The sequence below is a fragment of the Oceanimonas baumannii genome (genome assembly GCF_002245495.1).
Taxonomy (GTDB): Bacteria; Pseudomonadota; Gammaproteobacteria; order Enterobacterales; family Aeromonadaceae; genus Oceanimonas; species Oceanimonas baumannii.
Genome location: NZ_NQJF01000007.1, coordinates 183,471 through 207,973, shown reverse-complemented (window position 1 = coordinate 207,973; position 24,503 = coordinate 183,471). Strand labels below are relative to the sequence as shown.

General features: G+C 56.9%; 20 protein-coding genes. 13 read left to right on the top strand and 7 right to left on the bottom strand.

The features are described from left to right. Window positions 1-59: 59 nt before the first annotated feature. Window positions 60-1,013, bottom strand: a complete 954-nt coding sequence (locus tag B6S09_RS10030) for a bile acid:sodium symporter family protein (RefSeq protein WP_094278357.1) — start codon at window positions 1,011-1,013, stop codon at window positions 60-62. A gap of 260 nt (window positions 1,014-1,273) precedes the next feature. On the opposite strand from B6S09_RS10030, the gene ybaK reads away from it, so the two are divergent. From ybaK to B6S09_RS09990, 8 genes are all read left to right on the top strand, one after another. Further along, window positions 1,274-1,744 carry a Cys-tRNA(Pro) deacylase gene (gene ybaK / locus B6S09_RS10025; RefSeq protein WP_094278356.1) on the top strand — a complete coding sequence of 157 codons (471 nt, stop codon included), beginning with the start codon at window positions 1,274-1,276 and terminating at the stop codon, window positions 1,742-1,744. Window positions 1,745-1,876: 132 nt separating this feature from the next. Beyond that, the gene (locus B6S09_RS10020) at window positions 1,877-3,136 is read left to right on the top strand and encodes an imelysin family protein (protein WP_094278355.1); all 1,260 of its coding nucleotides are present in this window, start codon (window positions 1,877-1,879) and stop codon (window positions 3,134-3,136) included. Window positions 3,137-3,238: 102 nt separating this feature from the next. Further along, window positions 3,239-4,585 carry a di-heme oxidoreductase family protein gene (locus tag B6S09_RS10015; protein WP_243832828.1) on the top strand — a complete coding sequence of 449 codons (1,347 nt, stop codon included), beginning with the start codon at window positions 3,239-3,241 and terminating at the stop codon, window positions 4,583-4,585. Further along, window positions 4,582-5,580: an imelysin family protein gene (locus B6S09_RS10010; RefSeq protein WP_094278353.1), complete on the top strand. Its 999-nt coding sequence runs from the start codon at window positions 4,582-4,584 to the stop codon at window positions 5,578-5,580. The genes B6S09_RS10015 and B6S09_RS10010 overlap by 4 nt, the downstream gene beginning before the upstream one ends. Further along, window positions 5,580-6,653, top strand: a complete 1,074-nt coding sequence (locus B6S09_RS10005; protein ID WP_094278352.1) for a DUF1513 domain-containing protein — start codon at window positions 5,580-5,582, stop codon at window positions 6,651-6,653. Before B6S09_RS10010 ends, B6S09_RS10005 begins: the two co-directional genes overlap by 1 nt. Before the next feature lie 92 nt (window positions 6,654-6,745). Continuing rightward, window positions 6,746-6,997: a GlsB/YeaQ/YmgE family stress response membrane protein gene (locus tag B6S09_RS10000; protein WP_094278351.1), complete on the top strand. Its 252-nt coding sequence runs from the start codon at window positions 6,746-6,748 to the stop codon at window positions 6,995-6,997. A gap of 77 nt (window positions 6,998-7,074) precedes the next feature. Beyond that, a complete protein-coding gene (locus tag B6S09_RS09995) occupies window positions 7,075-7,476 on the top strand; it encodes an NUDIX hydrolase (protein ID WP_094278350.1) in 402 nt (133 codons plus the stop codon). Between the two features lie 269 nt (window positions 7,477-7,745). Continuing rightward, window positions 7,746-9,179: an aspartate ammonia-lyase gene (locus B6S09_RS09990; RefSeq protein WP_094278349.1), complete on the top strand. Its 1,434-nt coding sequence runs from the start codon at window positions 7,746-7,748 to the stop codon at window positions 9,177-9,179. A gap of 67 nt (window positions 9,180-9,246) precedes the next feature. On the opposite strand, the gene metL is transcribed toward B6S09_RS09990, so the two are convergent. Together metL and metB are read right to left on the bottom strand one after the other, a co-directional pair. Beyond that, window positions 9,247-11,679 (bottom strand): bifunctional aspartate kinase/homoserine dehydrogenase II, encoded by a 2,433-nt coding sequence (gene metL / locus B6S09_RS09985; RefSeq protein WP_094278348.1) that lies wholly within the window; start codon window positions 11,677-11,679, stop codon window positions 9,247-9,249. Then, window positions 11,680-12,840 (bottom strand): cystathionine gamma-synthase, encoded by a 1,161-nt coding sequence (gene metB / locus B6S09_RS09980; RefSeq protein WP_094278347.1) that lies wholly within the window; start codon window positions 12,838-12,840, stop codon window positions 11,680-11,682. It abuts the gene before it with no gap. A gap of 175 nt (window positions 12,841-13,015) precedes the next feature. On the opposite strand from metB, the gene metJ reads away from it, so the two are divergent. After that, entirely contained in the window at window positions 13,016-13,342 is a 327-nt protein-coding gene (gene metJ, locus B6S09_RS09975) for a met regulon transcriptional regulator MetJ (protein WP_094278346.1), read from the top strand. A gap of 194 nt (window positions 13,343-13,536) precedes the next feature. Here the strand turns inward: metJ and cysQ are convergent, their stop codons facing one another. Further along, window positions 13,537-14,346 carry a 3'(2'),5'-bisphosphate nucleotidase CysQ gene (cysQ, locus tag B6S09_RS09970; protein WP_094278345.1) on the bottom strand — a complete coding sequence of 270 codons (810 nt, stop codon included), beginning with the start codon at window positions 14,344-14,346 and terminating at the stop codon, window positions 13,537-13,539. Window positions 14,347-14,348: 2 nt separating this feature from the next. Next, window positions 14,349-14,906 carry an ADP compounds hydrolase NudE gene (gene nudE, locus B6S09_RS09965; protein WP_094278394.1) on the bottom strand — a complete coding sequence of 186 codons (558 nt, stop codon included), beginning with the start codon at window positions 14,904-14,906 and terminating at the stop codon, window positions 14,349-14,351. A 159-nt stretch (window positions 14,907-15,065) separates the two neighbouring features. On the opposite strand from nudE, the gene hslR reads away from it, so the two are divergent. From hslR to pckA, 3 genes are all read left to right on the top strand, one after another. Further along, window positions 15,066-15,458, top strand: a complete 393-nt coding sequence (gene hslR, locus B6S09_RS09960; protein ID WP_094278344.1) for a ribosome-associated heat shock protein Hsp15 — start codon at window positions 15,066-15,068, stop codon at window positions 15,456-15,458. Between the two features lie 18 nt (window positions 15,459-15,476). Next, window positions 15,477-16,340 carry an Hsp33 family molecular chaperone HslO gene (gene hslO, locus B6S09_RS09955; RefSeq protein ID WP_094278343.1) on the top strand — a complete coding sequence of 288 codons (864 nt, stop codon included), beginning with the start codon at window positions 15,477-15,479 and terminating at the stop codon, window positions 16,338-16,340. A 245-nt stretch (window positions 16,341-16,585) separates the two neighbouring features. Then, window positions 16,586-18,199 (top strand): phosphoenolpyruvate carboxykinase (ATP), encoded by a 1,614-nt coding sequence (gene pckA, locus B6S09_RS09950; RefSeq protein WP_094278342.1) that lies wholly within the window; start codon window positions 16,586-16,588, stop codon window positions 18,197-18,199. A gap of 54 nt (window positions 18,200-18,253) precedes the next feature. On the opposite strand, the gene B6S09_RS09945 is transcribed toward pckA, so the two are convergent. Both B6S09_RS09945 and B6S09_RS09940 read right to left on the bottom strand, forming a co-directional pair. Then, window positions 18,254-20,749 (bottom strand): putative bifunctional diguanylate cyclase/phosphodiesterase, encoded by a 2,496-nt coding sequence (locus tag B6S09_RS09945; RefSeq protein ID WP_094278341.1) that lies wholly within the window; start codon window positions 20,747-20,749, stop codon window positions 18,254-18,256. A 142-nt stretch (window positions 20,750-20,891) separates the two neighbouring features. Beyond that, entirely contained in the window at window positions 20,892-21,779 is an 888-nt protein-coding gene (locus B6S09_RS09940; protein ID WP_094278340.1) for a LysR family transcriptional regulator, read from the bottom strand. A gap of 140 nt (window positions 21,780-21,919) precedes the next feature. On the opposite strand from B6S09_RS09940, the gene B6S09_RS09935 reads away from it, so the two are divergent. Next, window positions 21,920-24,211 (top strand): FdhF/YdeP family oxidoreductase, encoded by a 2,292-nt coding sequence (locus tag B6S09_RS09935; protein ID WP_094278339.1) that lies wholly within the window; start codon window positions 21,920-21,922, stop codon window positions 24,209-24,211. Window positions 24,212-24,503: the final 292 nt, after the last annotated feature.

Sequence of the window (24,503 nt, the reverse complement as noted above, 5' to 3'; positions counted from 1 at the left end):
CACCCCGGTATGCTATCTTTGCATCCTGTAATCGGTAGCACCCGAGGCGTACGGTAAAATCAGACGTTCTCTGGCGTGGTACGAGCAGGGTGATGGTCGGTATCCTCCACCGGCTTCTTGCTCCAGTAACCTGCCAGCAGAGAACCGGAGATGTTGTGCCAAACGCTGAACAGTGTCCCCGGCAGGGCGGCCGCAGGAGTAAAGAACTTCATCGCCAGCGCAGTCGCCAGTCCGGAATTCTGCAGACCCACTTCAAAGGCAATGGTACGGCAGGTACGTTTGTCAAAGCCGAACAAGGCGGTCACCCAATAGCCCAGCACCAGACCACAGCTGTTGTGCAATACAACCGCCAGCGCCACCACGGGGCCAATCTGTGCCATTTTTTCCGCATTAAGCGCAACCACGATGGCGATAATCAATACAATGGCCAACATGGAAAGCACCGGCAGCACCGGTTCCACCTTGCGTACCAGGCTTCCGGCCAACGCATTTAATACCACTCCCAGCACCACCGGGGCGACTACCACCTGCAGCAGGCTAATCAGCATGGACTGCACCGGTACATCCACCGCCTGGCCTACCAGCAAGTCCACCAGCACGGGCGTCATCACCACACCCAGCAACGTAGAGATGGCCGTCATTGAAATGGACAACGCGGTATCTCCCTTCGCCAGATAGCACATCACATTTGACGAGGTACCGCCGGCCACGCTGCCCACCAATAACATGCCGACTATCAGTTCAGGTCCAAAACTCAGCACACGGCTAACCAGCAGCGCAATCAGCGGCATCAGCGAAAACTGCAGCAGCACGCCCACCAGCACTGCTTTTCTGTTCTGGATCACACGGCGAAAATCACTCAGATTAAGTGTCAGCCCCATACACAGCATGATCACGGTCAGCAGGGGCACTATCTGCCCCTTGATACCGACAAACAACTGAGGCTGCATAAAAGCCAGAACAGACAACAATAACGCCCACAACGGAAACAACTGGGTTAACAACGCCAACATGGCTTGACTCTCCTTTTAAAAAGCAAACGGCCACCTCATGTGGCCGAAAATCATTAAGTATCATGTGCTATCAACAATGAACAGCGATACCGAGCCTGCATGTACTGTTCTGCTACATGATATCGCTCACTGCCCCGTCTGGGCCGATGCCAGACAGCCAAACCGGATGCACATACCCTGCTCCCCTTTTTCCAGCTTATGGCGCACCGCTGCTTTTATCTGCATAATTTTCTCTTTCTTCCCAACCACCGGACCACTCCATGACCCCAGCCATTCTGTTTCTGGAAAAACAAAAAGCCGCTTTTACCCTTTTTCAATATGACTGCACAGCGCAGGACGACTTTGGTGCTCATGCCGCTGCGCAACTGGGCGTACCGCTGACACGGGTATTCAAAACCCTGCTGACCGAAGGCGACCAGGGAGCCGTAGTGGCTCTGGTGCCGTCATCGGGCAAGGTGAACCTCAAACAGCTGGCCAAGGCCGCCGGGGTAAAAAAGCTGGAGATGATGCCGCCACAAAAAGCCGAACGGCTGACCGGTTTCAAGGTAGGGGGCATCAGTCCCTTCGCCCAGAAGAAACGCCTTACCACCGTGATTGATACTTCAGCCTGTAACCACGATACCGTGCTGGTATCCGGCGGAAAGCGCGGATTGTCGGTAGGCCTCTCCGCGCAGGAAATAGAGCGTCTGCTCAAGGCTGTGGTGGCCCCCATCGCCGAGCAGACTGCCTGAGTACAGGCCGGGCCTGACATCCCCATACTTTTACCGTGGACTTTATGTAATCCGGCCTTGCGTCACTTTCCGGCTTGGCGCTAGAATCGACTAACAAACAGAAACGATTCTCAGATGCATAAGGATACACAAATGCAGTTTAATAGACTTGTGCTGGCCGTCACTCTGGGTGGCCTGCTCAGCGCCTGCGCTCAGACCAGCACTCCCGCCGTTACCAAGGATCAGGTAGTAGAGCACTATGCCGATATCGCCCTTGCCGTTTACCGTGATTCACTGACTGCCGCACAAAACCTGGATCAGGCCATTGCAGCCCTGCTGGCCAACCCCGGCGAACAGACGCTGACCAACGCCCGTTCTGCCTGGCTGGCCGCCCGGGTCCCTTACCAGCAGTCGGAAGTATTTCGTTTCAGCAACCCGGTGGTCGACGACTGGGAAGGACAGCTGAATGCCTGGCCATTGGATGAAGGCCTGATTGACTATGTAACACCGGGCTATCAGCACGAGCTGGGCAACCCGGGTGCAACCGCCAATATCATTGCCAGCACCCATCTGCAGGTCGGTGGCGAACGGCTCGACGTAACCGACATTACCCCCGATCTGCTGGCCAGCCTGAACGAACTGGCCGGCTCCGAGGCAAACGTGGCGTCAGGCTATCACGCCATTGAGTTTCTGCTGTGGGGGCAAGATCTGAACGGCACCAATGCCGGTGCCGGCGAGCGCCCCTGGACCGATTATGCCACGGGCAAGGACTGCACCCACGGCAACTGTGACCGCCGTCGCGATTACCTGCAGGCCGCCAGCACACTGTTAATTCAGGATCTGCAATACATGACGGCACAATGGCAAGCGGGACAAGACAACTACCGCGCCGAACTCACCGCCCTGCCGGCAGAAGAAGGCCTGCGCCGCATGCTGTTTGGCATGGGTTCCCTGTCGCTGGGTGAGCTGGCTGGTGAGCGCATGAAGGTGGCGCTGGTAGCCAACTCGGTGGAAGACGAGCACGACTGTTTCTCCGACAATACCCACCACTCCCATTACTATAACGAAAAGGGCATCAGCAACCTGATGTTCGGTACCTATCAGCGCATCGACGGCAGCACCCTGCAGGGCCCGTCACTACTGCAGCTGGTCGCTCAGCAGGATGACCAGGCCGCTGCAAACATCAGCGAGCAGTTCCGCACCAGTGAACAGGAAGTTTATCAGCTGGTGCAATCAGCCGAACTCAACAAGGTGTACTTCGATCAGCTGATCGCTGCCGATAATCCGGAAGGTAACCAGCTGGTGCAAAACGCCATCAATGCCCTGGTGGAGCAGACCCGCGCCATTGAGCTGGCAGCCAATACCCTTGGGATCAATAACCTGAATCCGGATACTGCCGATCACGAATTCTGAGCTGGCGGCACATAACAATAAAATCAAAAGGGCCGTTGTCCGGCCCTTTACTCTGGAGTCCTTATGCCTTTCCGACTCACCGTTTTAGTGCTAGGCGCCCTTTTGACCCTGCCTGTTCAGGCCAACCCAGCCAGACCCGGTGGCGATACCACCACCACCAAAACCGGTGCCAACGCCTTTTCCATGCCCTCTGCCAACCTGAGTTTTGACAAACGCCTCGACTTCTCGGTGGGCAACAGCTTTTTCCGCAACCCCTGGATCGCCGCGCCGGCCACTACCGACGCCCGCGACGGCCTGGGACCTCTGTTTAACACCAATGCCTGCCAGAGCTGCCATATCAAAGACGGCCGAGGCCATCCGCCCGCGTTTGCAGGCGACAATGCGGTCAGCATGCTGGTGCGGTTATCCGTGCCCGCCGCAGAAACCGAGCAACACCGGGCTTATCTTCGCACCCTTGGGGTTGTCCCTCATCCTGTCTATGGTGGCCAGTTACAGGATATGTCCATTCCCGGTGCCGTTCCCGAAGGCCGGGTGAATATTCACTACACCACGGAAACGGTGCGCTTTGATGATGGCAGCACCGTGGAGCTGCGCCGGCCCCACCTTCTTATCGATAATCCAGGCTACGGCGAGCCCGGCGCGCAGCTGATGACCTCGGCCCGTATCGCTCCGCCGATGATTGGCCTCGGCCTGCTGGAAGCCATTCGTGAGTCCGATCTGCTGGTCCGGGAAGACCCGGATGATGAAAATAATGACGGCATTCGCGGCCATGCCAACCGGGTGTGGGATAACGCTCAGGAAGCAACCGTCATTGGCCGTTTTGGCTGGAAGGCCGGTCAACCCAACCTGCGCCAGCAAAATGCCGGCGCTTTTGCCGGCGACATGGGCCTGACCTCTGGCCTGGCTCCCGCCGATGACTGTACTTCGGCTCAGCGCTGCGAACACTATCCCGATGGCGGGAAACCGGAAGTGAGCGATGACATTCTCGACTCGGTCACGTTCTACAGCCAGCATCTGGCGGTGCCCGCCCGGCGTCACCTGGACGATCCAAATGTGCAGGCCGGTAAACAGCTGTTCCTGGCCCTGGGCTGTGCCGGTTGCCATACGCCGTCTTACACTACCGGCGAACATGAGAGTCCGGCCCTGAGTGGTCAGAGAATTTACCCTTATACCGATTTGCTGCTGCACGACATGGGTGAAGATCTCGCCGATAACCGGCCCGAGTTCAGCGCCAGCGGCCGCGAGTGGCGAACCCCTCCCCTGTGGGGACTGGGCTATACCGGTGAAGTGGCCGGCGAGTCTGCCCGTTACCTGCACGACGGCCGGGCCCGCACCCTGCTCGAAGCGGTACTCTGGCACGGGGGCGAAGCCGCCGCCGCACGCAACCGGGTACTGTCTGCCAGCGCCGGCGAACGTGAACAACTCATCGCCTTTCTGGAGTCGCTATGACCTTCCGCCTTTTTTCTCTTGCCGCTCTGGGACTACTGACTGCCTGCCAGCACCAGCCGCCGGTTGATCCGGCCCTGACTCAGCTGACTGGAGCCCATCTTGCACTGATGCGCCAGCAGGCTGCTGAACTGGCTGAAGCGCTGGCCCGTCTGGATGATACCAGCCATGCCTATTGTGCCGGTGAGCAGCCACTTGCCACGGTACAGCAGCAGTGGCGTACCGCCTTTACCGCCTGGACTGCTCATCAGGGCCAGAGCGGCGGCCCACTGGATGCAGCCGGTCTGACCTATGCCTTTCAGCTGTGGCCAGACAAGAAAGACACCACCGGCCGTCAGCTGACTCGCCAGCTGAATCAGCCCGGACCGCTCAAGGGTGCCAGCATTACCCTGGGTGCAGTGGAATATCTGCTGTATGAAAATCTGTCACAGGTGCAGCGCTGTTCCCTGCTGCCCGCGGTGAACAAGCAACTGGTGCAAAACAGTAACAAGCTGCACCAGGTCTGGGACACCCCGTCTCACTATGAACAACAACTTGAGCAAATGACAGCGCAAGGCGGTGCCAAGACCGTTCTAGTGCAGATCCTCGGCCAGCTCGCCCATCGCTTCGATCGCATTGAAAAGAAGCTGGATTTACCGCTCAACACCGCCGCGCACCCTCGCCCGCTGTTTGCCGAGGCCTGGCGCAGCGAACAGTCGCTGCACTTTTTACGCACCAGTCTGACCAGCCTGGAACAGGAATATCGCACCGGCGGCATTCGTACTTACCTTGAGCAGAACAATGAAAGCGTGCTCATGACCGAACTGGACGATGCCTTTGCCGACACCCTCGATCACCTGCCTGCAGGCGATAGCCTGGCGCACTGGCTGCGGGGGGACAACTATGCCGCCCTGCTGCGTTTCAAGGTGTCTTTTGACCATCTTGGCAGCACACTAAAACTGCGCCTGCCCGAAGCCCTGGGGATCAGCCTGGGCTTTAACGCCACGGACGGTGACTGATGCACCGGCGACAATTCCTGCAGGGACTGTCCGCCGCCGGCGTGCTATGCAGCCTGGGGCTGGCGGGCTGTGCCCTGCCAGCCGGCCGGCACCATTACCTGATAGGCGGCGGCCGTCGTGACGGCGGCCGCTACGTGGCGCAAGCCCTGAATATGGATGGCAGCCTGCGTTATGAGCTGCCGCTGCCGGCCCGGGGCCACGGCATCGCGACCCACCCCAGCCGGCCGCTGGCAGTGTGCCATGCCCGTCGCCCCGGCAGCTACCTGGCGCTGTTCCACCACCAGCAAGGCAACTTGCTGCAGGTGCGTGAGGCCGACCCGGAACGCCACTATTACGGCCATGGCGTCTTCAGCACAGACGGTAAGTTGCTCTACACCACCGAAGGTGTACGCAGCACCAGCGAAGGCATCATCGGCGTCTATGCATTGCATCATGAACAGCTCACCAAGGTGCATGAGTTTTCCGGCATTGGGCTGGGGCCCCATGAAATCTGCCGGCTGCCTGATGGCAACCTGGTAATAGGTGTAGGAGGCGTACATACTCTGGGCCGCAAACCACTGAACCTGGACACCATGCATCCCAGCCTGTGCTACCTGCACGCCACCAGCGGACACATCATGGAACAGCGCAGCCTGGTTGATAAACATTTGTCCATCCGGCATCTGGCGGTCACCAGTGACGGTGAGGTGTTTACCGGTCAGCAATATCGTGGCAACCCTGACGCTTTTCCGCCTCTGATTGTGCGCCACCACCGTGGTCAGGCACTGCAGCCTCTGGGGGGCAGCCCCCTCGACTGGGCCCGCTTCAATCATTATATTGCCAGCATTGCCGTGACCGATGACTATATCGCCGCCACCTCACCGCCGGGCAACTGCTATGGCCTGTGGCAGCGGCACAGTGGCGAATTGATCCGGATAGCTCCTCTGCCTGATGCCTCAGGCGCGGCAGCAAAGCAGGGAGAAATCTGGCTGGGCAGCGGTCAGGGCGGTATCTGTCAGCTCGATCAACAGGGCCGGGAACGCCGTTTTTATTCCCCCTGGCAATGGGATAACCACTGGTCACTGATTGACTAGTGAAAACCGACGCCGCTGTCGCATGTCAGGCTTCGGTGACGACGTCCGCTGGGCTATGCTTGTAAAGGTCAACACAATCAAGGGAGCGAATCATGGGCATCATAAGCTGGATCATTTTCGGGCTGATTGCCGGTGTTCTGGCAAAGTGGATTATGCCCGGCCGTGACGGTGGCGGTTTTATTCTCACCACACTGCTTGGGGTTGCCGGTGCCTTCGTCGGTGGCTGGGTCGGCGTCAGACTGGGCTTTGGCAGCATCACCGGCTTTAATTTTGGCAGTCTGGTGACCGCCGTCATCGGTGCCTTATTTCTACTGTTTGTTTACCGGCTTATCAGCCGCTCCTGATGCTTCAACATTAAATTCGCCAGAACCATCCGGGCTTTGGCACAATACTTGTTCATTCATCCAGCCAGAGAATACCCATGAAGGCACCCAAAATCGGCGTCATCGCCGTGGTCTGGCATCAGCAACAGGTGCTGCTGGTAAAACGCAAATACGCCCCCCATGCCGGACACTGGGGTTTTCCCGGTGGCAAACTGGAGTGGGGCGAAACCATGAGCGCAGGTGCAGCCCGGGAGCTGCTGGAAGAAACCGGCATCAGCGCCAGTATGGAGGCTCCCTTTGCCTGCTACGACGTACTCGCCGAAGAGGCCGGTCAGCTGGCCCATCACTATGTCATGATCGCGGTGCGCGGGCACTACCAGGGCGGCACGCCGGTCGCCGACGACGATGCCGACGCCGTCGCCTGGTTCAGTCCCGACGCCCTGCCTGCTCCCCTGTGCCCGGATCTCACTGAGATTATCGAGCGCTCACGGCAAAAATAAGCTGACGACAGCCACTCAATTAATCAGGAGCCTCGTCTTTAACAACCCTCGTTGCTGCTCTATGATTGTGCGCTTACTTCCGTTTTGGACCAACCAGGTCTCCTCCCGAATATGACCGGCCGGAGCTGCCAGACCAACAGTCCGGTTGTGCCGGCAACGGCCGGTATACGATTTGCTTTCGTGCTTTGGCGAAAGCAGTGCCAGGCTCTCCCTTAACCAGGCAGGGTCGTGACGTTCAGTAGCAAAACCTATCAAGTACAGAGGAAATAATGAACAAGAATACAAACCTGCAGCAGGAAAACGACACCGAAGGAATACGCCTTGAAAAAGACTCTCTCGGAGAACAACGGGTGCCACTAAACGCCTGGTATGGTGCTCAGACCCAACGTGCCAAACAGAACTTTGATATTACCGGCGTCCCCATCAGCCACTTTCCCGAGCTTATCCGCGCGCTGGCCATGGTCAAGGCGGCCGCAGCCCGAGCCAACCACCGCCTGGGCCTGCTTACCGACGAGAAAGCCGACGCAATTCAGGGGGCCTGTGCCCAATTGCTGAGAGGCGAACATCACGAAGCATTTATTGTCGACCTGATTCAGGGAGGCGCCGGTACCTCTAGCAACATGAACGCCAACGAGGTGATCGCCAATCTGGGCCTGGCCCGGCTGGGGTTTGATAAAGGCCAGTACCAGCACCTGCACCCCAATAATGACGTGAACCGTTCCCAGTCTACCAACGATGTCTATCCCACCGCTTCCCGCCTGGCTATCGTCGAGGCCGCCCAGGGTCTGAAAGTAGCAGTGAAGGAATTGCAGCACAGCCTGGCCGCCAAAGGCGTGGAATTTGCCGATGTGCTCAAGATGGGCCGCACCCAGATGCAAGACGCCGTGCCCATGACCCTGGGCCAGGAATTTGAAGCCTTTGCCTACAACCTGGGTGAAGAAGAAGCCCGCATCAATGCCGCCTGCACGCTGCTGTGCGAGGTAAACCTGGGTGGCACCGCCATCGGCACCGGCATCAATGCCCCCGCCGGTTATGGTGAGATTGCCGTTACCGAACTGGCCGATATCAGTAACTTACCCGTCACTCAGGCCGGTAACCTGATCGAAGCCAGCTATGATATGGGAGCCTTTGTTACCTTCTCCAGCACCCTGAAGCGGCTGGCAGTGAAGCTGTCCAAGCTCAGCAATGATCTGCGCCTGCTGTCCAGCGGCCCACGCACTGGTTTTAATGAAATAGATCTGCCGGCTATGCAGCCCGGCTCCTCCATTATGCCCGGCAAGGTCAACCCGGTCATTCCCGAAGCCATGACCCAGACCGCCTTTCAGGTGATAGGTACCGATACCACCATCACCCTGGCCGCTGAGGCCGGTCAGCTGCAGCTCAATGCCATGGAGCCACTGATCGTCTATAACCTGCTGAATAACTGCCGTATTCTGAGCAAGTCGATTCGCATGCTGGATCAGTTATGTATCCGCGGCATTGCCGCTAACCGCGAGCAGTGTGACCGCCACGTAGCACAGAGCATCGGTATTGTGACCGCACTGGTACCCCATATCGGCTACGACAACGCCAGCCGCATTGCCGGCAAGGCGCTGCTCACTGGCAAAGGGGTCGCCGAACTGGTGCAGGAAGAAAAGCTGCTCAGTGACGATCAGCTTTCCGGGATCCTCTCGCCGCAGAACATGGTGCGGCAGCAAGGCTGAGCAGACCCCACTGAACCGACTGAGATAATGCCGGGCCCTGCCCGGCATTTTTGTGACTGGAAGGCGGTTACAGCCCCGCCAGCAGCTGCCATAAGTCTGCCTGCATGGCGGCCGCGGTCACTTCCCTGCCGGCTCCCGGCCCCTGAATCACCATGGGGTTCTGGCGGTAATGACGGGTTTCAATGGCGAACACGTTATCTCCGGGGCGCAAAGGCACAAAGGGATGATTGGCAGGTACCACCTCCAGCCCCACACTGGCCGCATTGGTTTCGGCATTAAAGCGGGCCACATGGCGCAGCACACCGCCCTGTTGCTGAGCCTCGGCCAGCCGCCCGGCCAGCACCTCATCCAGCAGATGCAGGTTATCGAGCGCATCTTCCTTGCTGAGAGTAGCCAGATCATCAGGCACCAGGCTCGCCACCTTGACTTGGGACGGGTCCAGATCAAAGCCGGCTTCCCGGGCCAGGATCACCAGCTTGCGCTTTACATCCTGACCATTGAGGTCATCCCGGGGATCAGGCTCGGTCAGCCCCTGCTGCCATGCCTGCAGCAACAGCTCGGAGAATGGCTGACTGCCGTCAAAATACTGGAACAGCCAGCTCAGGGTACCGGAAAAAACACCGCTGACGGCACGGATCTGTTCACCGGACTGACGTAACTGATGCAGGCTGCTTTGCACCGGCAACCCCGCCCCCACGGTTGCATTACTGAGAAACCTGACCCTGTGCTCGGCCAGTATCTGCTGCAGCGCCCTGTAGTATTCAAGGTTCGCCGCTCCCGCCTGCTTATTGGCAGCAATCAGATGAATGCGCTGCTGCACCATGGCCGGATAATACTGCACCAGGCTGGCAGAGGCGGTGCAGTCCAGCGCGACCATGGCATCAAAACCATGTTCTTCCAGATCTTCCAGCCAGTCGGGCCAGACCACGCTGTGGGGCTGAAAGTCGTTCAACACCATATCTGCTTCCAGTCCCTGGCTGGCGAGCATGGCCCCTCTGGAGTCGAACACGCCATACAGGGTCAGGCGCAGATTCAGTTCCTGCTCCAGCCGCGCTTTTTGCTCTTTATAGAGACGCAACCAGGCCTTGCCGATATTGCCCCGGCCAAACAGCAACACCCCTACCCGGCGGGGCCGGCTGAACAGACTTTGGTGCAGCCGTAACAACAAGGGATCCAGGGCCGTTTTACGTACCACGCCCACCAGGCTGAGACCATTTTTCGCGGGCTGAATAAACTCCAGTGGCAACTCATTCAGGGCATGGTAAAACTGCAGACACTGCTCGGCCTGACTGGTGACGTTTTTGCCTACCAATGCCACCAGAGAAAACCCCTCGCGCTGCTGCAGCCCTTCAAAGCCACCCGCGGGCTGATGATCCCGCAGCACCAGAAAAGCCTGTTCGGCCTGCTCCCGGGTGTAGGCAATCTGCCACAACTTGCGTTCGGGGAGGCGTTTGCAGGCAAGCGGAGGCAGCCCCCGCTTGTCCAGCCAGCCGGTCAGTGCGTCCACCCGCTCCTGATAGCGATCGGAAATGGTCATCTCTACCAGCACGGTGTCATCTACCGCGGTGACAATACGCGCGCCCTGCTCGCGGCGGGGGCGACGCTCGATACGGGTATGACCGTCATCAGGGTGATAGCTGCAACGCAGCATCAGCTGCTGACGACTGGCCGCCACGGGCCCAAGAGTACGGCTATGCAGGACCGGAGAGCCCAGACGAGCCAGCTCGGCAGCCTCCGGCAATGCCAGACGTTTCAGCAAATGCGCCTCCGGAATACGCCGCGGGTCGGCGCTGAACACTCCGGGGACATCGCTCCAGATGGTGGTATGCGAACTGTCGGCCAACGCGCCCAGCAAGGTAGCACTGAAATCGGAACCATTACGGCCCAGCAGTCGGGTACGTCCCTGGTCATCGGCGGCAATAAACCCCGTGACGACCAGAATTTGCTGCGGATGCTCTGCCAGAATACCGGCCAGCCGGCGACGGGATTCATCTTCCTGCACCTGTACCGGCGTGCCGGATACCCGCAGGAAACTGCGCGCATCCAGACTATGGGCAGACATCCCCTGGCTGCATAGCACCCGCGCCAGCAGACGGGATGACCAGACTTCACCGTAAGACTGAATAAGGGCACGCTGATAGTCATCAAGCCGGTCATGTTCCAGCACTTTCGCAATGGTGATAATGTCGTCTTCCAGGGCTGCCAGCAAGGGGGCCGCATCATCTGCAGACAACGAGGACGCGATCAGGTTGCGCTGAAAAACATGCAAGCCGGCCAATGCTTCGGGAGCTGCAGAATCACCGCTGGCAAACAGGCTAAGCAACTCAATCAGCCGGTTGGTGGTTTTACCCGGGGCCGACACCACAATCAGGGCTTCAGGCTGCTGCAGCTTGTGAATGATACCGGCCACCCGGTGAAAACAGGCAGCATCGGCCAGGCTGCTGCCGCCAAACTTATGTACCGGCCGCTGTGCGCCGGGCTCGGGCTCGAGAATAGTCATTTATTTGCCAAGTACCTTAAATGCGTTTTCCAGATCCTTGATCAGATCGGTGCTGTCCTCAATACCTACCGACACTCTCAGCAACTGCTGGCTGATGCCCGCTTCGCTCAACGCCTCCGGGCTCATGGCGGCATGAGTCATGGTCGCCGGATGCGCGATCAGACTTTCTACCCCGCCCAGAGACTCGGCCAGAGAGAATAATTGCAACTCATGCAGAAACGCCTTCAGGCCGGCTTCGTCGGTGTCCAGCTCGAAGCTGAGCATGGCACCGAAACCGCGTTGCTGGCGGGCGGCGGCTTCATGACCCGGGTTGCCCGGCAAGCTGGGATGATATACCGCCTTCACTTTCGGCTGCTGCTGCAGAAACGCCACCAGCGCATCGGCGTTTTCACAATGCTGACGCATGCGCACACCGAGGGTTCTCAGGCCACGCAGGGTGAGATAGTTATCAAAGGCCGAGCCGGTTAATCCCAGGCAATTGGCCCACCAGCGCAGTTGTTCAGCCAGTTCGGCATCCGCTGCCACCACAGCTCCCCCGACGGCATCGGAGTGACCGTTAATGTATTTGGTGGTGGAATGCAGCACCAAATCGGCCCCCAGCTTCAGCGGTTGCTGCAGTACCGGTGACAAAAAGGTGTTATCCACCACCGTGATGGCACCCACCTGTTTGGCAGCCGTACACAGGGCTTCAATATCCACCACCCGCAGTAACGGGTTTGACGGCGTTTCAATCCACAACATGCGCGGCTTGCGGGCCATCACTTCCGCCAATGCCGCGGCATCGGTCTGATCCACATAAGCCAGTTCAAACAATCCTTTGGCGGCCAGAGAGTTAAACAGCCGCTGGCTGCCTCCATAGCTGTCATGAGGGACCACCAGCAGATCACCCGGCTGCAGCTGGGACGTCACAATCAGGTTAATGGCACCCAGGCCGCTGGCCGTCACGGCGGCACCGGCACCGGCCTCCAGATGAGTCAGGGCATCGATTAAAGTCTGACGGGTAGGGTTACCGGAACGGGCATAGTCAAACTGACGCTTTTCATTAAAATCGGCAAAGGAAAAAGTGCTGGTCAGGTAAATGGGCGGCACCACGGCACCGTGCTGTGTGTCGCTCTCAAGGCCGGTACGCACGGCGTGAGTCTGAGTCTTGTAATTTGGCATGTCCTTCTCCTTTGCACACGGCAGCCTGAAACACAATTTTGAGGAAAAGCACAGTAACTCGAACAATATGAGACGTCAAGCCACCCAGACGTCCATAAGGCTTTGCTGTTGGATTGCCAATACAAAAAGCAGGGGTTACAATTTGCCGGAAATAATTCCCGAATGCAGGTGGACGATGAAAACTGAATGGAACGGCGACTATATCAGCCCTTACGCCGAGCATGGCAAGAAAAGCGAACAGGTCAAGAAGATCACCGTTTCCATCCCGCTCAAGGTGCTTAAGGTACTTACCGATGAACGTACCCGCCGCCAGGTAAATAACCTGCGCCACGCCACCAACAGCGAGTTGCTCTGTGAAGCCTTTCTGCATGCCTACACCGGACAACCTCTGCCTCAGGACGAAGACCTGCGCAAAGATGTGCCCGACCAGATCCCGGCCCGCGCCAGAGAGATCATGATCGAGCTTGGCCTGGAAATCGAAGATTTCGGGCAGGACGACTAAAATACAGCCATAAGCGGTAGGCTGTCAGTTTTAAGCCTTCCAGAGCTGGCTGCAGTTCACGAATAGTGCTTGATTATCCAGTTCTGAAGTCGCTCCGGCGAAGGCCGGAGCCCATTGTGCAGACAATGTGTTATCTGCAGGCTTACCATCAACACGACTTATAGCTTAAAACATATAGCTGACAGCGTTCGGGCTCAGGCTCCCCCTCGCAAGATTTCCTGCCAGGGCAGATTTTCATCGCCAAGAGTAATGAAGTTGGGGTTGATCAGGCTGTCTCGCTCGTTATAGCTGAGCCGCTCCAGGCCGAGATCCAGAATACGGCCGCCGGCTTCTTCCACAATACACTGGGTCGCGCCGGTATCCCATTCACCGGTGGGACCAATACGCATATAAAGATCAGCTTCACCTTCCGCGACCAGACAGGATTTCAGTGAACTTGAACCCAGCGGAACGAGCTGATAATCCAGCTTGTCGGTCAGACGGGAGCGAACCCAGTCTACGTTTTGCCGGCGGCTGATGGTAATACACAGACTGGTCACCGGCTTGCGGTAATGACGGGCATGGATTTGTGTTATTTCACCATTGGCTTCCTTATAGGCCCCCTGCCCGCGCACCGCGTAATACAACAGATCGTGTACCGGGCCATACACTACCCCAAGCACCGGCCTGCCGTTTTCAATCAGGGCAATCATGGTGGAAAAATCGCCGCTGCCGGCAATAAATTCCTGTGTGCCGTCAAGTGGATCCACCAGCCAGTAACGGGGCCAGGCATGCCGTTCTGCCAGCGGGATATCCCCGCCCTCTTCAGACAAGACCGGAATATTCTCCAGTTGGCGCAGTGCCCGGGTCAGGTACTCGTGTGCCGCCAGATCGGCGCTGGTCACCGGGCTGTCATCGCCTTTATGTGCGGCCTTATAATCACCGCTGTTATACATCGACAGAATTAACCTGCCGGATTCTCGGGCTGCCGCCTTTACGCCCGGTAGCAGGGCACAGGTATCCATGCTTATTCCTCTTTGTTAAGCCAGTCCTGTAATAAAAACAGACCACAAATGCTGCGGGCTTCGGAAAAATCGGGCCGGGCCATCAGCTCGCTCAGCCGATCCAGCGGCCAAGGCACAACTTCCAGTGGTTCCGGCTCATCTCCCTCGCGCCGTTCGGGATACAGACCCCGGGCCAGTAAAATGTCCATACGACTGCCGAAGTAACCAGGTGCCAGACTAACCTGCTTGAGTGACGTCAGCTCACGGGCACCGTAACCCACCTCTTCCATCAGTTCCCGATTACCGGCTTCCAGGGCGGTTTCACCGGGGTCGATCAGCCCCTTGGGAAAGCCGAGCTCATAACTATGGGTGCCAGCGGAATATTCCCGGATCAGCAAAATGGTGTTGTCATCGAGCATCGGCACCAGCATCACGGCACCACGCCCGCCTCCCCGCATTCTTTCATAGATCCGCTCAACACCGTTACTGAAACGCAGGTGTACCGATTCCACCCGGAACAGGCGGCTTTCGGCCACCAGTTCGGAATGCAAGATGATTGGCTTTTTTTTATCGTCGGTCATGGCCCGCCCCATTTTAAATCGCCCTTATATGAGGTTATCGCAACTGGCCGCTAACGTCTGCCGCAGATTGATCACAAAGTGTGAATTGTCCGGTGACTTGTATGCCAAAGGGGGCCATCTGGTATAATTGAACATCCGGTTTTGACGAGAGCGACAACCATGAACGGAACAACGGAGACCGTGCGGCTGGATAAATGGCTGTGGGCCGCCCGCTTTTATAAAACCCGCAGCCTGGCCAGAGACATGATTGACGGCGGCAAGGTGCACTATAACGGTCAGCGCACCAAACCCGGCAAACCGGTAGAAACCGGCGCCATCATTAAACTGCGCCAAGGCCACGATGAACGGGAAGTGGTTGTGCTGACGCTGTCGGATAAACGCGGCAAGGCCGAGGTGGCACAGCAACTCTATCGGGAAACACCGGACAGCATTGAACAGCGGGAGCGCAACGCGCAGGCGCGCAAGCTCAACAGCCAGTTTGCCCCCAGCCCCGAGCGCCGGCCCGATAAAAAAGAAAGACGTACCCTGCTCAAAATCAAGCAGGGCAACTGAGCCTAAACAGGATCCATTATGAACAAACCCGACCAACTTCATCGTTATCTGTTCGACCACTATCAGGTGCGTGGCGAGCTGGTACAGCTGCAGCAAAGTTTTCAGCACATACTGTCGGCCCAGGCCTACCCGGTACCGGTGCAGCGGCTGCTGGGTGAGCTGCTGACCGCGACCAGCCTGCTGACCGCCACCCTTAAGTTTGAAGGCCATATTACGGTTCAGCTGCAGGGCGATGGCCCGGTCAGTCTGGCGGTGATCAACGGTGATCACAATCAGCAGTTACGTGGTGTGGCCCGCTGGCAAGGAGATGTGCCCGACAGTGACCGGCTCGCAGATCTGGTCGGTAAGGGTTATATCGCCATTACCATTACGCCTGATAACGGCGAACGCTATCAGGGCATTGTGGAACTGGATGAACAGTCGCTGGCTGCCAGCCTGGAAAATTATTTTGCCCAGTCAGAGCAGCTGGCCACTCGCATCTGGCTGTTCACTGGCCTGCAAGGCGATCATCAGGCGGCGGCAGGTATGCTGCTGCAGGCCCTGCCCAGTGATCAGGACGACCAACAGGATGATTTTAACCATCTGGAAGCCCTGACTGGCACAGTGAAAGCTGAAGAGCTGCTGCAGCTGGATGCTCAGGAAGTGCTGTACCGTTTGTATCATCAGGAAGCGGTACGGATATTCGATCCACAGCCGGTCAGTTTTCAGTGCACCTGCTCACAGGAAAAATGCGAACAGGCACTGCTGCAGGTAGGCCAGGAAGAAGCCATGGCGCTGATTCAGGAGCAGGGAAAAATCGAAATGCACTGTGACTATTGCGGACACCATTACCGGTTTGACGGCAGCGACGTGCAAAACCTGTTCAATCAGACACTGCACTGAACCGCCCCCCACAGCAGGGCCGGCATTGCCGGCCCTATTTATTAATAAACAAAACAAAATCACAAAAAATCAACATAGTGGCAGCACAGAATATTTAAGTTTCACCATCACATTCTTAATTCGTGCCGAAAAATTATAAATTTTGAAGCAGATCCCCTAATTGACATAAAAATCTTGATAAACTCAGGTTCCAAAAAATTCAAATAACCAAGCAACCCCCTCTGTACCAAATCTAGGAGTGACTAATGACGCCCAAGGCGCAACAACTCGGCTTGTCCCGCTACGGTATTACCAGCGTTACCGATGTACTGTACAACCCTTCCTACGAGCAGCTGTTTGCAGAAGAAACCCGTGCCGACCTGGAAGGCTTTGAAAAAGGCGTGGAAACCAGCCTGGGTGCCGTGGCGGTGGATACCGGTATCTTTACCGGCCGCTCTCCCAAAGATAAATACATTGTTCGTGACGATGTTACCCGCGATACCGTGTGGTGGGCCGATCAGGGCAAGAATGACAATAAACCCATGACCCAGGAAACCTGGGAACAGCTGAAAGGCCTGGTAACCACTCAGCTGTCCGGCAAGCGCCTGTTTGTGGTTGACACGTTCTGTGGTGCCAACGCCGATACCCGTCTGGCCGTTCGCTTTATTACCGAGGTCGCCTGGCAGGCTCACTTTGTTAAAAACATGTTCATTCGCCCGAGCGACGCCGAACTGGAAAGTTTTGAGCCGGACTTTGTGGTGATGAACGGTGCCAAATGCACCAACCCGAACTGGAAAGAGCAAGGTCTGAACAGCGAAAATTTCGTGGCCTTTAACCTGACCGAACGAGTACAGCTGATCGGTGGCACCTGGTATGGCGGTGAAATGAAAAAAGGTATGTTCTCCATGATGAACTACCTGCTGCCGCTTAAAGGCATTGCTTCCATGCACTGTTCCGCCAACGTGGGCAAAGAGGGCGATGTAGCCATCTTCTTTGGCCTGTCCGGCACCGGTAAAACCACCCTGTCTACCGATCCCAACCGCGAGCTGATTGGTGATGACGAGCACGGCTGGGATGACGACGGCGTATTCAACTTTGAAGGTGGCTGCTACGCCAAAACCATCAAGCTGAGCAAGGAAAACGAGCCGGAAATCTACGCTGCCATTCGTCGTGATGCCCTGCTTGAAAACGTGACCGTACGGGAAGATGGCAGCGTTGACTTTGACGATGGTTCCAAGACCGAAAACACCCGTGTCTCCTACCCCATCTATCACATTGATAACATCGTCAAGCCAGTATCCAAGGCAGGTCACGCCAAGAAGGTGATTTTCCTGACCGCAGATGCTTTTGGCGTGTTGCCGCCGGTTGCCAAGCTGAGCCGCAGCCAGGCGCAGTATCACTTCCTGTCCGGCTTTACCGCCAAACTGGCCGGTACCGAGCGTGGCATTACCGAACCGACCCCCACCTTCTCCAGCTGCTTTGGTGCCGCCTTCCTGAGCCTGCACCCAACCCAGTACGCCGAAGTGCTGGCCAAGCGGATGGACGCCGTGGGTGCCGAAGCTTATCTGGTCAATACCGGCTGGAACGGCACCGGCAAGCGGATTTCCATCAAGGCAACCCGTGCCATCATCAATGCCATTCTCGACGGCTCCATCGAGAACAGCGAGTTTGTGGAACTGCCCTACTTTAAAGTAGCCATTCCCACCAACCTGCAGGGCGTGGAAGACGAATCCATTCTGGATCCACGCAATACCTATGCTGATGCTGCCGAGTGGGAAACCAAGGCACAGGATCTGGCCAAACGTTTTGTGGACAACTTTGAGAAGTTCACCGATACCGACGAAGGCAAGGCCCTGGTCGCCGCCGGTCCGCAGCTGTAAATCAGCTGTCAGTGCAAAAAACCCCGGCTCAGGCCGGGGTTTTTCGTTTGGTCATTACTGAAACGGCCGGTTCCGGTTCCATTCCACCAGCCAGTCATTGATCGCGCTGGCCGGCATAGGGTGGGAAATGCCATAACCCTGAACATAATGGCACCCCAGCTGTTGCAGCCGTTTTCCCAGCTCAGGCACTTCCATGCCTTCCGCCACCACCAGCATCTGCAACGCCGTTGCCAGCTGCACGACCCCTTCCACCATGCAGGCATCGGCCGGATTGGTCAGTAAATCAGTAATGAAGCTACGATCTATCTTGAGAATATCAACAGGAAGGCTTTTCAAACTTATCAAGGAGGCGTGCTCAGCACCAAAATTATCAAGCGATATTTTCAGCCCCAGTCGCCGGCAGTGTTCCAGCACTGCGGACAGCTTAGGCAGGTCATTCTGCACCGCATTTTCCTGAAACTCCAGTTCCAGCCGACCGGGCTGCACACCGGCATAACGTGCCAGTAAATATTCCAGATTGTGGCAAAACTCCGGGTGCAGCAGCTGGCCTGCGCTGACATTAAAACTGGCGTGATAATCGTGACCGACTTCGCTCCATTCGGTCATCTGCTGCAATAAGCACCGAATCACCCACTGCCCCAGTTCAAACTCAATATCACTGTCAAGTACCGCAGGCAAAAACTCGACAGGAGTCAGCAGTCCGCGCTCCGGGTGCTGCCAGCGCAGTAAGGCTTCCAGCCCTGTCATACTGCGGCTGAACAAATCAATTTTAGGCTGATAGTGCAGTACGAATTCATCGTTTATCAGTGCGTCCAGCAGTTCAGCGTAGAGACGATGTCGAGCCTGATCTTCCGAGTGCAAAGCAGGTTCAAAAAATACATACCGGGACTTTCCCTGCTTTTTGGCGTCATACATGGCTTTGTCAGCATAACACAGCAGACTTTCTCCCTCTCTGCTGTCTTCCGGATAAACGGCTACTCCGATACTGGCCGATACCCGGACCTGATGACTTCCCGGATTAAAGGGAGCATTAATCGCGCTCAGCATACGCTCTAGAATATCGCTACACTCCAGCGCATGATGCAACCCGGTGATCATCAGGGCAAACTCATCGCCTCCTAAGCGGGCTACGGCATCAGAACTGCGCAGCAGTAACGCCATTCGGCCGGCCACTTCAACCAGCAGCTTGTCTCCGGCAGCATGACCCAGGGTGTCATTGATTTGCTTGAAGCCATCCAGATCCAGGTAACATACCGCGACCATGGTACCGTTGCGTGTAGCCGCTGCCAGAGCCCTTTCCAGCAGCTCACTGAACAACTGACGGTTAGGAATGCCGGTCAGGGAATCGTACAGTGCGCGCTGACGCAGTTCGGCCTCATGCTGTTTAATATGACTGATGTCAGTAAGGATAAGCACATGATGTTGCACACTGGCTTGTTGGTCACGAATCACCGATACCGATAACAGTAAATGACACTCTGTATTATTACGGCGCCGTATGACACATTCACCCTGCCAGTGATCGGGGCTTTGAGCATCGGCAGGCAAGTGCGGCCCTGCCTCGGTTTTATGCCGGAACAGCGTGGAGATATGCCCGGCAACGTCTTCCGGGGTATAACCGGTTATCCGGGTAAATGAAGGATTAACTTTCAGCACCCGGTTAGCAGCATCGGTCAGCATGATGCCGTCATAGCTGGCTTCAAATACACTGGCTGCCAGCTGCTGCTGCACTTCCAGCGTTCTCTGCTCGGTAATATCGTGGCCCACACAAATCATGTCGCCATTGGGTAACATAATATTGGCCCACAGTGTTGTCAGCCGATGCCCGTTTCTGTCTACAGGGTGCCACTCTCTGAATTCGGTACCATGCACTTCCCTGAAGGTACCAATTACCCGCTGTCGCTCTTCCGCATCGGGATAAAATATTTCAATGGGGGCCGCCTGGTGCTCCAGCTCCTCGAAACTCCAGCCAAACACCCGCTCACACTCGTTATTCCATAAAATGCAGCGCCCTGCGGTATCAAAACCGTTGATAAGCACCGGAACCCGCAGAAACAGCGACTTTAACCTGTTCATAAAGCGACCGGATGAAATATCCTCATCCTGCAACTGCGCTTCCAGTTCCTGCTCCTGCCAAAGCAGGGCAGCATGTTCCGCAAGCAGATCCAGCTGCTCTCTGGCCATCGCAGTCAATGATGGCTCTGGCACATCAAACTCCAGCAACAGCAGGCCGCGAATATGTTTGCGTATAACAGGCACGGCCAGATACCCACAACGGCCATCGAGCTGCAATTCATGGCTGGTCAGAGGGCAGTAAAACCGTTGCTGTCGCCACAGGGCAAGGAAGTGTTTATCCTGCCAGCCTTTGAAGCGCGGTCCCAAAACAGCGGCGACAACACTGGCATGGTGAAAAAAAAACACAAAACAGACCCGGCTGGCACCAGTTATTGCTGCCGAGCGTGTACATAAACGGCGCCATTCGTCAGTATCGCTGTTGTACGCTCCGTTCATCTCGCCGGATATCTCTTCTTTTTTTTTCTGCGTTCGCATATTCCTGACTACCCTGAATATGATTTACCTTTGACGAACACAACGCCACACGATGCGCTCACCGATGCCCCAAAACTGTCCAAGCATTCTTCAGCACTGGCTAAAATTCAAGCATACAGTATCCTGCATGAGTCCGCGCAACTTATCGGTACTGCCACACTTCTTTGGCCATCGCGAAAAACCCTCTGGCCAGCAGGCTGGCCCGACCGTCATTCCGCATCACCAGTGCACCAATACGGGCCATTGCAGGCAGAGCCAGAGGCCGGCAGTGCACACCGGGCAGCCCGTGAAACAACACACTGCCTGCCGGCACCAGGGCGCATCCCAGGCCAGCCTGCACCCAATGCATCAACCGGTACACCGAGTCAGAGGTTAACACCGGCTCAAGCACCATTCCCTGCCTGGTAAACTGGGTATCCAGATACTGACGAAAATACATTCCGGCCTTGGGCAGACACAAAGGCAGTCCTTGCAGATCCTGAGGTTCCGGTTGTGCCGGCAAACGCCTGCTCCAGTCCGGGCTGCAGGCCACCACCACCCCCTGCTCAGGTAACGCCAGGCTGTCAAACCGGTTCAGCACTTCAGGCTCGAAAAAGCCGCCGCCAATGTCCAGGGTATTCTGGTTAAGGCCGTCAAGAATCGCGTCCGCCGTCATATCATTGATTTCGAAGGCCACCCCTTGGTGCCGGTGGCGCAGCCCGGCCAGCACCGGGCTTAGATCCATGCAACTAAGCGGCACCAGCCCCAGTCGCACCGTGCCGGTAAGCCGGCCTTTCATGGCATCCACTTCCAGCCGCAGGTTGTTGTATTGGCCCAACAACCCCTGAGCCCGGGCCAGCACCCGCTCTCCTTCCGGGGTGAAGCCTTCAAACTGCTTGCCCCTGCGCACCAGTGCCACGCCCAGCTCCTGCTCCAGCTGACGTAACCGCATCGACAGCGTGGGTTGAGTCACACAGCAAGCCTGAGCCGCCCGGCCAAAATGCCGGTGTTCCGCCAATGCGCACAGGTAATGAAGTTGTTTGATATCCATCCCGGCGTTCCTTCCATCAACACCAAAAATTAATAAGCTTATATGTGATAAATTATATCTATATGAGCATCGAACCTTTCAATTAGAAAGGCACATCCCGCCTCTTTACACTGGGATAAAACCGTCAGTCGGATTCCCGTATGAGTAAAAAAATAAAACCCTATCAGGGTGCCGCCGGGGGCTGGGGTGCGCTGGCCTCCACCACCCGCTTCGTGCTCGGCAGCAAAAAGCCCGCCGCCAACCTGCGTAATCTGCTGCGCGCCAACCAGGTCAAAGGCTTTGACTGCCCGGGCTGTGCCTGGGGCGACGAGCAGGGAAAACACTTTTCCTTTTGTGAAAACGGGGCCAAGGCCATCAGTTGGGAAGCCACAGCCAGCAAAGTAACCCCGGCCTTTTTCAGACAGCACCCGGTCAGCCGGCTGCGCCAGCAAAGTGATTATTTTCTGGAGTATCAGGGACGTATTGAGCAACCCATGTACCTGAACCGGGAAACCGACCACTATGAGCCCATCTCCTGGGACGAGGCGTTTGCCCTGATTGGTCGTCACCTGAGCCGGCTGGCACACCCGGATCAGCTGGAACTTTATACTTCGGGCCGGGCCAGCAATGAAGCGGCTTATCTTTACCAGTTATTTGGCCGGCTCTTTGGTACCAATAACTTTCCCGACTGCTCCAACCTGTGTCACGAAGCCAGCGGCGTGGCCCTCAGCCGGGCCATTGGCGTAGGCAAGGGAACGGTAACTTTACAGGACTTTGAGCAGTCCGATGCCATTTTTGTGTTTGGTCAGAACCCGGGCACCAATCATCCGCGCATGCTTCACAGCCTGCGCAATGCATCACGCCAGGGCACAGCCATTGTCAGCTTTAATAACCTCAAGGAAAGAGGGCTGGAACGGTTTGCCGATCCACAAAGCCCGGCTGAAATGCTGACCTCCAAAGACTCGTCCATTTCCAGCCTGTACCTTTGTCCCCGTCTAGGGGGGGATATGGCGGCGGTACGGGGCATCGCCAAGCTGATACTGGAGTGGGACGCAGCAGCGCTGGAGCGGGGTGAACAGGGACTGCTGGACCGGGATTTTATTACCAGACATACACAAGGCCTGGACGACTACATGGCAGATGTGGCGGCCACCTCCTGGCAACAGATAGAAAACCAGTCGGGCCTGAGTCGGACGGATATTCACAAAGCAGCCGAAATCTATGCCGGCGCCAGACGGGCGATCTGTACCTGGGCCATGGGTATTACCCAACACAAGCACTCGGTGGCTACCATACGGGAAATCGTTAACCTGCAGCTGCTACGCGGCCAGATTGGCAAACCCGGCGCCGGCCTGTGCCCGGTACGCGGTCACAGCAATGTACAAGGCAACCGCACCGTGGGCATTAACGAACAGCCCGACACCGCTTTTCTCGACCGTCTGGAGCACCATTTTGGCACCCCCATGCCGCGCCAGCCCGGTCATAACGCCGTGGCGGCCATTCAGGCCATGCTCGACGGCCATTCAAAAGTGTTTATTGCACTGGGTGGCAATATTGCTGCCGCCGCCCCCGACACCCATGTTACCGCCGAGGCGCTTGCCAACTGTGACCTGACCGTACAGATCAGTACCAAGCTCAACCGCAGCCACCTGATGACCGGCAAGGAAGCGCTGATCCTGCCTTGCCTGGGACGCACAGAGACCGATATCCGGGCATCCGGGCCGCAGTTTATTACGGTGGAGGACTCCTTCAGCATGGTCCATGCCTCCCAGGGAGTGGGCAAGCCTAACAGTCCCCATCAGCGCTCGGAAACCGCCATTATCGCAGGAATCGCCCAGGCCGTCTTAGGCAGACAGACTGTAGACTGGATCGCACTGGCCGACGACTACAACCGCATCCGCGATCACATGGCCGCCACTCTTCCCGGCTTTGAACAATTCAACGAACGATTACAGCAGCCGGGCGGCTTTTACCTTGGCAACTCCGCCGCCGAATATATCTGGCAAACCACCACTGGCAAGGCCAATTTTGCCGGCGGCCCTTTACCCGCACACCTGCTGCCCGCCGAGGCCGATGGCGAAACAGCGTCTATCCTGCAGACACTGCGTTCACACGATCAATACAACACCACCATCTACGGTATGGATGACCGCTACCGGGGCGTGTATGGCCAACGTATGGTACTGTTTATGCACCCGGATGAAATACGCCGCCGTGCACTGCATGAAGGAGACGAGGTGGAAATGATTTCACTCTGGCATGATGGTGTGACGCGCAGTGTAAGTGGTTTCCGTGTGGTGGCCTACGACATTCCTGCCGGCAACGTGGCCGCCTATTATCCGGAGACCAACCCTCTGGTACCCTTGCACAGCACCGGTGACGACAGCCACACTCCCACCTCCAAGTCCATCGCGGTTCTGATCCGAAAACAGGAAAATCAACGAATTATCTGACCACCAGAAACACCAAAGCCAGCCCGAGTGGCTGGCTTTTTGTGCCCTTGGCGGGCTTGTGGCCCGTTTTTCTACGCTGTTGCACTCCTGTTTGAAGTACTGCGCTTGTGGTGCGTACCGAAAGGATATTCCGGCTGGCGGCAGGGTCCGGTGATACCGGTCTGCTGTTCCCGTTAAGGTGAAATCATAGTACCCCCAAAGCCGGGGGGAGTGGTTGCAAAGTACCCCTTATAAAACACCCTTTAAGCAATCAATCACCCCATGTAAACTTATAAAGGGTTAATTATTGTTT